Source organism: Paenibacillus sp. sg306046, from assembly GCF_059821225.1.
In genome coordinates, this window is sequence record NZ_JCAMRT010000005.1 from 78,503 (window position 1) to 92,012 (window position 13,510).

Annotated in this window: 12 protein-coding genes; 4 read left to right on the forward strand and 8 right to left on the reverse strand. The window is 55.1% G+C overall.

The features are described from left to right. Positions 1–36: 36 nt before the first annotated feature. The 5 genes from AC6ROY_RS06745 to AC6ROY_RS06765 all read right to left on the reverse strand — a co-directional run bounded on the left by AC6ROY_RS06745 (position 37) and on the right by AC6ROY_RS06765 (position 5,689). Complete coding sequence (locus AC6ROY_RS06745) at positions 37–879, reverse strand: carbohydrate ABC transporter permease (protein ID WP_500099393.1); 843 nt, start codon at positions 877–879, stop codon at positions 37–39. Position 880: 1 nt separating this feature from the next. Beyond that, positions 881–1,831: a carbohydrate ABC transporter permease gene (locus tag AC6ROY_RS06750; RefSeq protein ID WP_500099394.1), complete on the reverse strand. Its 951-nt coding sequence runs from the start codon at positions 1,829–1,831 to the stop codon at positions 881–883. A gap of 94 nt (positions 1,832–1,925) precedes the next feature. Continuing rightward, the gene (locus AC6ROY_RS06755; RefSeq protein ID WP_500099395.1) at positions 1,926–3,251 is read right to left on the reverse strand and encodes an ABC transporter substrate-binding protein; all 1,326 of its coding nucleotides are present in this window, start codon (positions 3,249–3,251) and stop codon (positions 1,926–1,928) included. Between the two features lie 554 nt (positions 3,252–3,805). Continuing rightward, positions 3,806–4,825, reverse strand: coding sequence for a Gfo/Idh/MocA family protein (locus AC6ROY_RS06760; RefSeq protein ID WP_500099396.1), 1,020 nt, complete (start codon positions 4,823–4,825; stop codon positions 3,806–3,808). 108 nt (positions 4,826–4,933) lie between these two features. Then, positions 4,934–5,689 (reverse strand): sugar phosphate isomerase/epimerase family protein, encoded by a 756-nt coding sequence (locus tag AC6ROY_RS06765; RefSeq protein WP_500099397.1) that lies wholly within the window; start codon positions 5,687–5,689, stop codon positions 4,934–4,936. A gap of 142 nt (positions 5,690–5,831) precedes the next feature. Between AC6ROY_RS06765 and AC6ROY_RS06770 the strand changes: the two genes are divergently transcribed. Beyond that, entirely contained in the window at positions 5,832–6,644 is an 813-nt protein-coding gene (locus tag AC6ROY_RS06770; protein WP_500099398.1) for a helix-turn-helix domain-containing protein, read from the forward strand. On the opposite strand, the gene AC6ROY_RS06775 is transcribed toward AC6ROY_RS06770, so the two are convergent. Beyond that, positions 6,641–6,868, reverse strand: coding sequence for a 3-dehydroquinate dehydratase (locus AC6ROY_RS06775; protein WP_500099399.1), 228 nt, complete (start codon positions 6,866–6,868; stop codon positions 6,641–6,643). The two genes, AC6ROY_RS06770 and AC6ROY_RS06775, sit on opposite strands and share 4 nt — an antisense overlap. A 211-nt stretch (positions 6,869–7,079) precedes the next feature. Between AC6ROY_RS06775 and AC6ROY_RS06780 the strand changes: the two genes are divergently transcribed. After that, positions 7,080–7,592 carry a MarR family winged helix-turn-helix transcriptional regulator gene (locus tag AC6ROY_RS06780; RefSeq protein WP_500099400.1) on the forward strand — a complete coding sequence of 171 codons (513 nt, stop codon included), beginning with the start codon at positions 7,080–7,082 and terminating at the stop codon, positions 7,590–7,592. Continuing rightward, the gene (locus AC6ROY_RS06785; protein ID WP_500099401.1) at positions 7,589–8,857 is read left to right on the forward strand and encodes an MFS transporter; all 1,269 of its coding nucleotides are present in this window, start codon (positions 7,589–7,591) and stop codon (positions 8,855–8,857) included. The genes AC6ROY_RS06780 and AC6ROY_RS06785 overlap by 4 nt, the downstream gene beginning before the upstream one ends. A gap of 12 nt (positions 8,858–8,869) precedes the next feature. Here AC6ROY_RS06785 and AC6ROY_RS06790 read toward each other — a convergent pair whose 3' ends face one another. Then, positions 8,870–10,198 (reverse strand): PucR family transcriptional regulator, encoded by a 1,329-nt coding sequence (locus AC6ROY_RS06790; RefSeq protein ID WP_500099402.1) that lies wholly within the window; start codon positions 10,196–10,198, stop codon positions 8,870–8,872. A 375-nt stretch (positions 10,199–10,573) separates the two neighbouring features. Here AC6ROY_RS06790 and add point away from each other — a divergent pair, with 375 nt between their 5' ends. Beyond that, positions 10,574–11,626, forward strand: coding sequence for an adenosine deaminase (add, locus tag AC6ROY_RS06795; protein ID WP_500099403.1), 1,053 nt, complete (start codon positions 10,574–10,576; stop codon positions 11,624–11,626). Between the two features lie 7 nt (positions 11,627–11,633). Here add and AC6ROY_RS06800 read toward each other — a convergent pair whose 3' ends face one another. Then, positions 11,634–13,382 carry a two-component system sensor histidine kinase NtrB gene (locus AC6ROY_RS06800; RefSeq protein WP_500099404.1) on the reverse strand — a complete coding sequence of 583 codons (1,749 nt, stop codon included), beginning with the start codon at positions 13,380–13,382 and terminating at the stop codon, positions 11,634–11,636. Positions 13,383–13,510 lie beyond the last annotated feature (128 nt).

Consider the following 13,510-nt stretch of genomic DNA (forward strand, 5'->3'; position numbering starts at 1 on the left):
GAAACGTTTTAATAGTCATCGGCAGAACGATCAGGTTCAGCCTTTGATGCCGGTAGTTGAAATCCCTTCGACAAAATATTTCTGGCAGCTGAAAAAAATAACGAGACTTGGAATCAGCGCCAGCACGGACATCGCGAATAAAACGCCCCAGTTCGACTCGCCGGAGGAGTCCATAAACAGACGCAAGCCGAGCGGAACGGTGTACAGCTTGGCTGTATTCAAGTACAGCAGCTGGCTGAAGAAGTCATCCCATGTCCAGATGAAGGTGAAAATCCCTGTCGTAATGAGCGCCGGCAGCGCCAGCGGCATGACGATTCTCCAATAAATACGGATTTTGCCGCAGCCGTCGATCGTCGCCGACTCGTCCAGCTCCTTCGGCAGTCCGCGAACGAACTGAACCATCAGGAAAATAAAGAAGGCGTCGGTGGCCAGCCACTTCGGCACGGTCAACGGGTAATACGTGTCCACCCAGTTTAATTCCTTGAACAAAATATATTGCGGAATGATCGTGACATGATGCGGCAGCATAATCGTGACCAGCATAAGGGCAAACCAGATTTTTTTCCAATCAAAATCCAGGCGTCCGAACGCGTACGCGGCCATCGAACAGGACAGCAGGTTGCCGACCACGCAAAGTATGGAAATAATAAACGAATTAAGCATGAACGTCATAAACGGAACACGCGCGATCCCCTTCCAGCCCCGGATATAGTTGTCCAGCGTTACTTCCTTGGGCCATAGGCTGAGATCGGTAAAAATGAGATTGGCCGGCTTCAGCGAGCTGCTGATCAGCCACAAAATCGGATACAGCATCACCACGCCGAGGACGATGATGACACTATGGAGCAGCAGTTGCTGCATGCGATTGGATGCCGCCATATCAGTTTCCTCCATCTCCGTAATGAACCCATAGTCGCGATGTGGCGAACAGCACGGCCGTAAAGATGCCGATAATGATCATAAGCGTCCACGCCATCGCGGAAGCATAGCCCATCTCATAGAAAGCGAAGCCTTTCATATACAGGTACAACGTGTAGAACAACGTCGAATCCATCGGTCCGCCCTGACCGCCGCTAATAATAAACGACTGGGTGAACGCCTGGAACGAGCCGATCAGCTGAATGACCAGGTTGAAGAAAATGACCGGCGTCAGCAGCGGCAGCGTAATGTTCCAGAACTGCTTCATTTTGCTCGCGCCGTCCACCTGCGCCGCTTCATAGAAATCCTGCGGAATCTGCTTCAGCCCGGCCAGGAAAATAATCATCGAGGAGCCGAACTGCCAGACGGACAACGCCACAATCGAATACAGCGCATAGTCGGGGTTGGCGATCCAATCGGGAGCTTCGATGCCAAACAGCAGCAAAAACTGGTTGACGACGCCGGTGCCGCCGAAAATTTTGCGCCACAGCACGGCGATCGCTACGCTGCCGCCAAGCAGCGTCGGCAAATAATACATCGTCCGGTAAAAGCTCAGCCCGCGCAGTCCCTTGTTCATCAGCGCCGCCACCAGCAAAGCAAAAATCAGCTTGAACGGAACGGAGGCGAATACGTAAATAAACGTTACCTTCAAGGACGTTATAAACCTCGGGTCGGCGGTAAACATCGTCTTGTAGTTTTCCATTCCAATAAATTGCGGCGGTGCGATCACGTCAAATTTGGTCAGCGAATAATAGAAAGAACTGATCATCGGTCCGATGGTCAAAGCAAACAAGCCGATGAACCAAGGCAGCAAAAACAAGTAAGCGACGGCGTTCCGTTTCCATAAACGTCCGAGAAATCCCGCAGCTTTCACAGCAGAACGTTTTGGAGCCGCGTCGGTAACTGAGCTCATCAGGCACACTCCTTTACATAGTCGTACAAGCCCAAGACGGATGACAGCAGGCCCGAATCTGAGGCACTCCGGATTCGGGCTGCTGGCGATGCGATTATTTTTTGACGACCTTCTCCGCCGCGCTTAAAATTTCCTGGGCGCCGTTCGGAATCGTGTCTTTGCCGAAGCCGACCTTCTGCGTCACATTGACCAGTGTCGTTTCAAATTCCTTGCCGTTCGGAATTTCACGATCCGGTACCCGAGAGTTTTTGGCGGCCACATCAATGTAAGCGTATACTTTTTTATCAACCTCGCTTGCTTTTGCTTTCAAGGCTTCACGTGCCTTGGACGAGCCTGGAACACCGCGTTCGCTGCCCAAAATCATCGTCGCCTCCGGATCGTTGACCATAAAGCTGATGAACATCGCGGCTTCCTTCGGATTTTTGCTCTTGCTGTTGACCGACAGGAATTGGCTTGGCTGCAGCCACAGCCCTTGCGCCGATCCAGCTGGACCCTTAGGCGGCAGTACGACCTGAATTTCATCCTTCATCGCCTTCTGGTAAGCATTGAGCTGGTTGGACCAGACCAGATGCATCGCGCTTTTGCCTTCAACAAAGGAGGAGTTTTCCGGATTCTCGGTATACGCCGCCGTGACAGCAGCCGGAGCCACGCTGCCTGCTTTACGGAAGTTGTCCCACAACGTCAACCAGCTTTCCGCTAAAGCCTTATCGAAGCCGACCTTGCCGTCCTTGTATAAGGTCTGGTTGCTTTGACGAGCGAAATAGTTCATATACAGCGGCAGCTTGGACTCATCGACCGCTCCGTAGTAGCCTTTGCCCAGCGCCTTCGTCAGGTCGGCGGCATATTTTCCGAATTCCTCCCACGTCCAGTCGCCAGTAGGCGGCTGCATGCCCGCTTTCTTGATCAGCTCCGTATTGTAAGCGATTCCGTAAGCATTTGAGCCAAGAATGATCCCGTATTGCTTCCCGTCCATCGCCCCGGAATCAATGCTTGACTTCTCGAAGTCCGCGATATTAATTTCTTTGCCCATAAACGGAGTCAGGTCGTAAAAGGCGCCCTTGGCGACATAATCGGGGTAATTGTTGCCGATCTGGATCAGGTCCGGCGCGTTGCCGCCCGCGATCTGCGTGTTCAGCTTATCGAAGTAGCCGTCGCTGCCCATATATTCGCCGTTGATTTTAATATTCGGATATTTCTTCTCGAACAGCTCAATCACCTTGAGCGTAGCATCATGCCGGGCTTGAGCGCCCCACCATACCATCCGCAGCTCAACCTTCGCATCGCTTGCAGCAGCTTTGCCCGGATCGGCGGCCGCGCCCTTCTCCGGTTCGGAAGCGCCGCCTCCCGGGGAACAAGCGGACAGCATCGCGGCTGTCAGTACCGTTGAGAGCAACAAAGACATGTTTCTTTTCATTTTCATGTGACAAGCCTCCCTTTTTTGTGTACAGTTGATTCACTTCGGACTTGCTTGATGGCTGAATCTCAGGCTGCCCCTTTGTAAACGCTATCATAATGAAATGTGCGGCATCAGCTGCGACCCTGCCTCCTTCATCGGCCCCCCCCAATAGGTAGGGTTAATGAAGGCGTTGTCTGTTCATGAACTAAGCTTGCAGTGATTCTCCTCAATCATAACACTAGAATAAAAAAAAGGTCAATCAGAATTTACTAAACTTAATAATTAAATTATCAGATTTGACAACTAAAATTATTAAGTTTTCTTGTAAATTTTATTTAACAGCGATTTCATCCTGACTAAAAACAAAAAAACCAGTCTTTAAGCCCACGATTTCCCATCCAAATCGCCCCTTGTCAAGGAAATCCAGGTCGGCTTACATTTCTTACGCAACTAATTATTTTAGTTAAGTTTAGTTGATTCTTGGTGAATTGTTCACGTGAAGCGGCTGAAGGCCATAAAAAAACTGCAGAAACCGAACAATCGTCCGTTTCCTGCAGCTTAATGATCGTGCCTGACAATTACAGCGAAACAATGCGGCCGGTCGCTTGCGATTCGAACGCCGCCAAAATAACATTCAGGGAGCGCTTGCCCTCTTCGCCGGAAATACGCGGAGGCGTACCGCTAAGAATACCTTCGACGAATTCACGAATCACGCCGCTCGTCAGCTGCTGCTCGTTCGTTGAGATGCCGCCCACGTTGTGCTTTTCCACGGAGCCGTCACGCAATTCGACGATAACCTGATCCTGCGGGTCCGTGCCGATTTTCATCACGCCGTTCTCGCACCACAGCACCGTGCTGTTGTCTTCGCCCTTGTAATACGTCCAGCTCGCAACAAGCGTGCCGATCGCTCCGCTTTTCATCCGAAGAATACAAGTGGCGTTGTCGTCAACATCCGTACCTTCCTTATGGCGCGTATCGACAAATGCCGCTACCTCGGACACCTCGTCGGACAGCAGCCAGCGGATCAGGTCGGACTTGTGTACGCCGAGATCGCCCATCGCGCCCATAACAGCCTCAGGCTTGCGGAAAAACCAGCTCTCCCGTCCGTCTACACTCCAGCGCTCCGGACCCGGATGTCCGAACGAGGTGCGGAAGGTCAGCACCTTACCCAGCTTGCCGCTTTGGAGCAGCTCCTTCGCTTTCACATGCGGAGGCATCAGACGCTGGTTGTGGCCAACCATCAGCTGTACGCCATTCGCTTCGGCAGCCGCGATCATCGCATCGGCTTCAGCGGTCGTCGCAGCCATCGGCTTCTCGACCAGCACATGCGCGCCCGCATTCGCAGCCGCAATCGACACCTCGGCATGAAGGGCGTTCGGCGTGCAGACGCTCACGGCATCCGCCTTTACTTCAGCCAGCATCTTGCGATAATCCGTAAACGCCTTCGCGCCGTACTCGTCCGCGTACTTGCGCGCGCGCTCTTCGTTAATATCGCAAAATGCAACCAGCTCGACCTGCGGCAGCAGGGCATACTCCAAAATATGGCGGTACTTGGCAATCGAGCCGCAACCGACAACAGCTACTTTCAGCTTGCTCATGAATGTTTCGCTCCTTTGATTATGAGTTGCAGCCAGCTCTGCTCCACTTCTCCAATACGCTTCGCGCACGCCTCGTGACCGATCGTTCCTTCATGGAACTTTTCCTGGCTATACGCGCTGCAGGTAATGCTCCTTCAACCAATTCAAGCTGTTTGAAACACTTTCCAGCGGCGGCTTCTGGCAGTTATCCTGCTCGACGATCAGCCACTCCACCCCGGCGTCCGAGGCAGCCGCGATGACATCATTCAAAGCCACGATGCCTTCGCCCAGCTCCAGCGTCACGGTATTGCCGTCCTCCACCTTGTAATCCTTGGCATGAACCAGCGGCAGACGTCCGGCATACTTCGCGATATAAGCGACCGGGTCCTGACCGCCCCGATGCACCCAGCAAGCATCCAGCTCCACGAGCAGCTCCGGCTGCGCTTCGAAAATCGCATCGAAGATCAAGGCGTCGCCCACCTTGCCTTCAAATTCGAAGGCATGGTTGTGATAGCCGAAGCCGAGTCCCTGACGGCGAATTTCGCTGCCGAAGGTTTGCAGCTCGGCGATAATCGCCTTCCAGCCTTCCTCGCTTTCATCCGGCGCCCACGGCACAATAATCGTCTGGCCGCCGATTGCTTTCATATAGTCAATTTCGCCTTGCAAATCATTGCGCAAACGTTCGAGGCTGACGTGGCTGCCCGGAACCTTCAGGTTCAGCTCCTGCAGAAGCGCATTCATCCGGTCGGCAGGCAGTCCGCCATAGCCGGCGAATTCCACGCCCTCATAGCCGAGCGCGGCCACCTGGCGCAGCGTGCCTTCGAAGTCGGCCGCCGTTTCATTGCGAAGCGTATACAATTGAACGCCGATTCCCATTTTTCTCATAGCATCCACAGCTCCTTAATCTATCATTCCATGTTATGCGCTTGTTGTTCTTTTACTATACAAACAATCGTTTTTTTTGCATATCGACGATATAATTAAAACATCAACAATTTGGCTATCATTTTTTGGAGGAGGGGTTGCCTTGCGCGCCACTGTATTGACCTGCGGTTATTCATTCCATACCGAGCGTTTTACCATGCAATATAAAAACGGCTCACCCCACTACTTGTTCCGGCTGCAGACGGAGGGCACATGCCAGGTGTACATGAACAACCAGTGGCTTGCCATTGAACCGGGCCACCTGATTATGATCAAGCCCGGCGATACGTACATGCTGCTGATGGATGAGCAGTCCGGTCCGGACGGCGAGCTGACGCGGGTAGCCAGCGGCGATTATTACTTGTGCTGTGAAGGCGACTGGATGGACGAATGGTGGGAGCGGGGAGCAAGACCGCCGCTTAGCCGGATCGACCCCGACGAGAAGCTGATCTCGCTCTGGCAGCAGTTGCTGCTGGAGCATCTGCGGACGGCAGCCAGCGAGCCTTCTGAGCTGACCGACTACTTGCTGCGTGCGCTTTGCCTCTGTCTGGAGCGCGCCATTACCGATACGGCGCCGAGACCGGGCCGTCCCTTCGCCGCCGTCAGGTTGAAGCGGTTTATCGAGGAAAACGCCACCCGCACCTTCAAGGTCGGAGAAGCGGCCAGCCATGCCGGACTAAGCGTCTCCCGCGCCGTCCACCTGTTCAAGGAATGCTTCGGCTGCTCCATGATGGAGTATGCGCTTGGCCTGCGGCTAGCGGCGGCGGTGGAGCGGATGACGTATACGTCGATGTCGCTGGAGCAAATAGCCCAGACATGCGGCTTCGGCGGGTATTCGTATTTCCACCGGGTGTTCAAGGACGCTTACGGGGTCGCCCCCGGCCACTATCGCGGTCTACAAAAAAAGTCCCTCTAGTAGAGGGACAATGCGAGTGAATCCTTTTCATTAAAAGAGTGCAAAATGGCTTCACAGCCGATGACTTCAATGCTTATGAGCGATTTCAAACATTTCTGCAAGGTCGTTCTTCCGGTTGCCACCTTTTTGTCGAGTGCAGCCTTCAGCAGCTTCAGTGTCTTTTTATTCAGGCTGTCGGCGAAAACCGGGACCTCTTTGTTTTGAAACGTAACAAAAACTTTCATCCCTGACACCGTCCTATTCGATTTCTTGTTTAATTCGGAACTTATACTATTAGCATAATCTACTATTATTAAAATAAGCTTAAAAACATATTACAAAATAAAGACAAGTTGCGCAATCAAACACTGGAAATCAGGTTGCATTCCATAATCCCGGTTCGTATAATCGAATTAGTAGCACTTGCAACTAACCTATACGGAACGAGGAACTATAGTGGCTGAGCATAAATACACGATTCCCCGGTTAATTTCACTGCTTCACCGCTCCGGCCACATGTATGTCGCCAGCCGGCTGAAGGAGCATGAGATTGGCCGCGGCCAATACATTTTTCTCAATGCGTTGTACAAGAAAGACGGACTTAGCCAGGAAGAGCTGGCGGAATATTTATGGATCGACAAGGGCACAACCGCCAAGGCGCTGAAGAAGCTGGAGGAGCAGGGCTACATCCTGCGGCAGGTACGGGATGACGACAAGCGGTTTTACCGCGTCTTCCTGACCGCCAAAGCGCTGGATATCCGCGATGAGGTACGGCGCGTGCTGACGGACTGGCGCAGCCTGCTGACCGAGGGCTTGTCCGAGGACGAGAAGGAGCTGGTCTGGACGCTGCTCGAACGGATGGGGGAAAATGCGGCCCGTGTGGCGAGGGACAGCACAGCTCCGCGCGAGGAATCCGATCCTCGGCCCAAGCCGCCGGCCGAAGAAAACACGGGCGGTGAGCCGTCATGAATGTCAGACCGGCAGGCGAACGGCTGGTTCACAACCATTTCCATGCGTTGACACACCGGAATTACCGCTACTTCTGGTTCGGCCAGTGCATCTCGCTGATCGGCACCTGGATGCAAAATATCGGGCAGGCGTGGCTGGTGCTGACCTTAACCGGCTCGCCGCTGCTGCTCGGGCTGCTGGGTACTGCGCAATTTCTGCCCTTCACCCTGCTGTCGCTGTTTGCAGGCGTCGTCATCGACAAGTTTCCGAAGAAGCGCATCTTGATCGTCACGCAGTCCGTCTCCATGTGCCTCGCCCTGACGATGGCGGCGCTGGTGTTTACGGACACGGTGCGCTACAGCTATGTCGTCGTACTGGCGCTGCTGCTCGGCATTACGAATACGTTCGATATGCCGACCCGGCAAGCCTTTAACATCGAGATCGTCGGCAAGGATGATCTGATGAACGCGATTGCCCTGAATTCGGCGACGTTTAACCTCGCCCGGATTCTCGGTCCGGCGTTCGGCGCGCTGATGATGGCGCTGCTCGGCGCGGGCTGGTGCTTCCTGCTGAACGCTCTCAGCTTTATTGCGGTGCTGTACGGCCTGACGCGCATCGAAGCGCCAGCCTACGTTCGCGAGAAGCGGAAGGACACGGGCCTGCTCAAGGAAATCAGGGACGGCCTGGCGTACATCGCACGCGATCGGCTGCTGGCGCAGACGATGCTGCTCGTCACGATCGTCGGCACGCTGGCCTACAACTTCAGCGTACTCATCCCGGTTTTTACGAAGGACGTGCTGCACCTGCAGGAGCAAACGTACGGGCTGCTGATGTCTTGTCTCGGCATCGGCTCCTTCTGCGGCGCGCTTGCGATGTCCTTCCTGAGCAAGCAAGGCCCGCGGCGGCGGCTCATTTTGATCTGCTCCATGCTGCTGTCAGTGTGCCTGGTTTTCATCGGATTGACCCGTTCGCCGGTAACCGCCGGTATTTGTCTGGCTGTAGCGGGCGTGTTCAATATTTTGTTTGCAACCAACTGTAACTCCACGCTGCAAATGCATGCGAAAGACGAATACCGCGCCCGTGTTATGAGCGTGTATTCGCTGCTGTTTGTCGGCTCCGCCCCGCTCGGCAATTTCCTGACCGGACTGGCGGCAGACCGGCTTGGGGCGAGCGGCGCATTTATCGTATGCGGCGCGACTTGCCTGCTTCTCTGCTCGGCGGTCATTCTGATCTTCCGCAAGCGGTCTGCTCCGGCCGTTCCCGGCGAGCCTGTGAAGGCAGCCTGAGCCTGAGCGGCTTTAGAGACTTTCGTGCAGGATGCGGCGGAACATAAAGGCCAGCTTCAGCCGCAGCAGGTCGTCGATCCGCTTGAAATCGACATCCAGCAGCTCGCTGATTTTCTCCAGACGGTAAGCGACGGTATTGCGGTGGACGAACAACTGCTTGGCCGCTTCATGAATCTGGCCGTCGCATAACAGGAACGCTTCCAGCGTACGCATCATCTCATGAGCGTAATCGGGGTCTTTGGCGAGCAGCGCCTCCAGCACCTCTTCGCCATAGCCGCGCATTTCCTGCACCGGCACATGGCGGAAAATATAAGCCAGATCAACGGAATCGAAGCGGACGACCTGCTCCTTCATGCCAAGCTGCTGCGCCAGCCGGAACGCATCGACACATTCCTCATAAGCCTGGCGCAAAAACGCGCTCCGCGTCTTCCGCCCGCTGACCGACATGCGAAGTTGCCGCCGCAGTCCGGCTTCGGGCAAATGCCCGAGCGCCTCGGAGGCCAGCTGAACAAGCTTCCCGGAATCGGCAAGCATCCGCGCACAGCAGATGGAAAGCACCGCCGCTCCGACAGGCACATGGACAAACTCCAAGGGGCCAAGCGTCGGATTGCTCTCCAGCACCCGGATCAGCTCGGCTGCGGACACCTCCTTGCGAAGACCCGCGGCTTTGTCCGGAACCATTTGCGTCAGCATACATTGAAAGGTGCCGCGCAGCACGCGGACTCCCGCCAGCTCCAGTTGAGCGTTCAGCGCCCCTTCGGCCAGCTCGTCCCGCAAATACCGGGCAAACAGCTCGCCCAGCTCAACCTGCTTCGCACGACCCGGCTTCGATAAGCGATTCTGCTTCAAGTGGTAGGCGGCCGCCTCCGCAATCTGGATCAGCAGCCCCTCCTCCTCTGGCAGCAGCCCGCCTCCCTGACGATAAAACACAGCGAAGCCAAAGCTTGTATCCCGCCATTCAAACGGAACGCGCAGCCATTCACCGCTCTGCGTGCGGAGCCGGCGCACCCCTGTTGACCACGGCCAGCCGCGCAGCAGCTCCTCCTCGCGTTCTGTAATGGACGTAAACAGCAGCTCCCGTTCAGGGCTCAGCAAGGCGAAGGGCGTCTCCGCAATTTCCAGCAGCCGGTCAAAGAAATCCGTTGACTCCTGCCCGTTCAAAACAAGCTGCATCAGCTTGCGCTGCTTCAACAACAGTCCGCCCATTTTCAGCCGGTTTTCAGCACCCTCCTCCTCCTCAGCTCCCGTCCTCACCTTCGTTGCACCGCTTCTATTTGTCAGTAATCGTCTTTCGACAGACGGGTAATTGACCATGGTTTGTCCGACAGCCACCTTCATCATCCTGTGACTCCCCCTTCAAAATCTAACATATATGTAACAAAAATAACCTCAAAACTGAATGCTTAGCGTAAAATATACCATCACATTTAGATTTTTGTAAACAATCTTACGTATTTATCCACAAAAACGCCTATTATTGTTATGTTTATTGACACACAATTAACGTAATGTTATGATGTGAAAAAAAGCTTCTGAATTGAAGCACTTTCGAACTTGGCCCGTCACCCAAAGCTCTCCCCCCGCTTGAGCTGACGCCGACCAGGACGATCACCCCCCTGTACCCACTCATGTCGGCCATCCCTAGTGCCCGTAGACATTCGAATCGAATGTCTATTTCTTTTATCTTCATCACCATCCCCAAGGAGGCTGCCGCTTATGTTGAATCCCGTTACCGATTGGAAGCTGTTGTCGGAGCTGCCCAAGGTCGATCTGCACCTGCACCTGGACGGCTGCGTGAAGCCGGAAACCGCGATCGCGCTGGCGAAAGAGCAAAAGATCCGGCTGCCGGCTAACGGCACGGAAGCGCTCGCCCATTACATGCAGGTGACAGCCGCCTGCAGCAGCCTGAAGGAGTATTTGCGGAAGTTTGATTTCACCGGACAATTTCTGCAAACCGGAGCCGCCTTGACGAGGGTTGCGTACGAGGTTGTGGAGCAGGCGGCCGCCGAACGCTGCCGATACATCGAGGTCCGGTTCGCCCCGCAGCTGCACCGGAAAAACGGCCTTTCTCTGGACGAAGTGCTGCGCGTCGTCACCGACGGACTGCGGCAAGGCGAGGCGCAATTCAAGCTCAAGGCGCGCGCCATCGTCATTTGCATGCGAAATCACCCCGCGGAGATAAACCGCGAGGTGATTGAAGCAGCCGCCCGTTATATGGGCAAGGGCGTCGTTGCCGTCGATCTGGCCGGAGACGAAGCCGCCTACCCGGCAGAGCTGTTCCGTTCCACCTTTGCGCTCGCCCGCCAGCACCGCCTGCCGATCACGATCCATGCCGGAGAAGCTGCCGGTCCGGAAAATATTTACGAGGCCATCACCGAGCTAGGAGCGGTTCGGATCGGCCACGGGGTACGGCTGGAGGAAAATCCGGAGGTGCTTCACCTGATCCGGGAACGCCAGATTCCGCTGGAACTTTGCCCGATCAGCAACATTCAGACCAAAGCCGTGACCGGCTGGGACGCCTATCCGATCAAACGGTATTTCAGGCAAGGACTCGTATTGACGATCAACACCGACAATCCGGTCGTTTCCTCCACTTCGATCACGCAAGAGTACCGCACCATTGCCGAGAAATTTCAATTCACGCTTCGCGAGCTGGCCGCCCTGATCATGAATGGGGTCGAAGCCGCATTTTTGCCGCCAGCCGAGAAGCACCAGCTCCGGATCGACTTTATTCGCCGGTTCCGTGAATTGAATGTGCCGCTTGTCTAACCAGCCATCAGCCTGCCGTATGGAAGCGGACGTTGAAGGTCGTCCCTTCTCCCGGCATGGATTCTACGCGAATCGTTCCCTCGTGACGCTCGGCAATGCTCAGGCATACTGCCAGCCCCAGCCCCGTCCCTCCATGCTTGGTAGTGAAAAACGGCTTGAACAGCTGCTCCTGCACCTCGCGCGTCATGCCTGAGCCGGTATCGCGGATCAACAGCTCCACGGCATCCGACGCCCGGCGTGTTTCTATCGTAAGTATTCCGCTCCGTTCCATCGCTTCCATTCCGTTGCGCACCAGATTGATGACCAGCTGCTTGATTTCCTTCTCGTTCAGCAGCAGCCGCGGCGCGGTCTCAGCCAGCTCATAACGCAGCGTATGCCCGCGCATATTGGCGTTGGCCATCAGCAACGGATGAAGCTGCCGGAGCAACTCATGCAGATCCGTCTCGGCGCGCTCCACAATCCGGTTTTGTGCCAGCGACAGAAAATCATTAATAATGACATTAGCCCGGTCCAGCTCCTCCTGAATCACGGCCAGATAAGGCTCGGAGGGGATGGACTCGCGCTCCCGCATCAGCTGAACGAAGCCGCGAATGACCGCCATCGGGTTACGGATCTCATGTGTAATGCTGGCGGCCATCTGGCCGACCAGACTCAACCCCTCCATATGACCGATTTCCCGCCGCAGCCTGGTGACCTCAGTCATATCCATCATAATCGTAACCGCGCCATCATACACCCCCTCTGCCGTAAACAACGGATAAGCGCTGACTGCATACGTTTCGCCCCTCACATCAAGCTCCAAACGGATCTCACGCCCTTGAGTTGCGCCGTATAGCGGAGAATCCTCCACCGAATAGCCGTACAACTCGGCCAGCTCCCGGTAGGGCATCCCGAGCAGCTGCCATTTCGTATGATTGGGAAAAAAACGCTGAGAAGCTTCATTAGCAATAGCGACGTTCCCGTCGCGGTCCAGGCCGAAGACCGTAATCGGGGCGCCATCCACCAGCTGCTGCAGCTTATGCGCCTGATCGGCGTACCGCTCAGACATGACACGCAGCTGACGCTGCAGCCGCCGTTTCTCCATAATACTTTCGACCAGGTAAATCATCATTCCGATCGCGGCCATCTTAAGCAAGCTAAACAGGATCGTGTTCCAAATCATGTGGCCTAAGCCAAGCTCCGCCTCAGCTCCCAGTCCGAGCAGAATTGCTCCGACCAAAAATTGCATCAGGCAGCTAAAGCCGGTAATGATGACCGCCACTCTCATCCTCCCGATCACGGTCGAGATGTCAAACCAGCGCTTGCCCGCAAACAAAGCCGCCACCGTCAGCAAACAGCCGGCCATCACCATGGCCAGTCCCATCCCGGAGCCAGCCATAATCAGCCGCGATCCGACGTACAGCAGCGTCACCAGCAGGGCGCTCCGCCTGCCGCCGTACAGCACCGCTACGATATAAGGGAGGACGCGCATATCCCATTGGATATACGTCCCCGATCGCATCCCAAACAGCACACATAACAGCAACGCGACAGCTGAATACAACACCAGCCGGTTTTTCAGCTTTCGCTCATCATTTTCCCGGCATGCCATCTGGCGGCCCGTCCATAACTCAACGAGAAACAAGGGCATCACAGCCAGAAACACCTGTAACAGCATTTCCTTGAAAACCAGCATAGCGACCCACTCCTGGTTCATGTCAGATAACTGGACAATCGTCCACTGCTTCATCATATTGGAAAAATTGATAGGATTCAACAAAATCCTCGCTAAACCGCCATTTCCCTTGGCTATAGCTCCGCTTGCTCTGCAAGCGATTACGCGCAACCGGACATTCAAGCGCCTCAGACTGCCCCGCAGAGCCAGGCCCAAGGAGCAGACGGCGT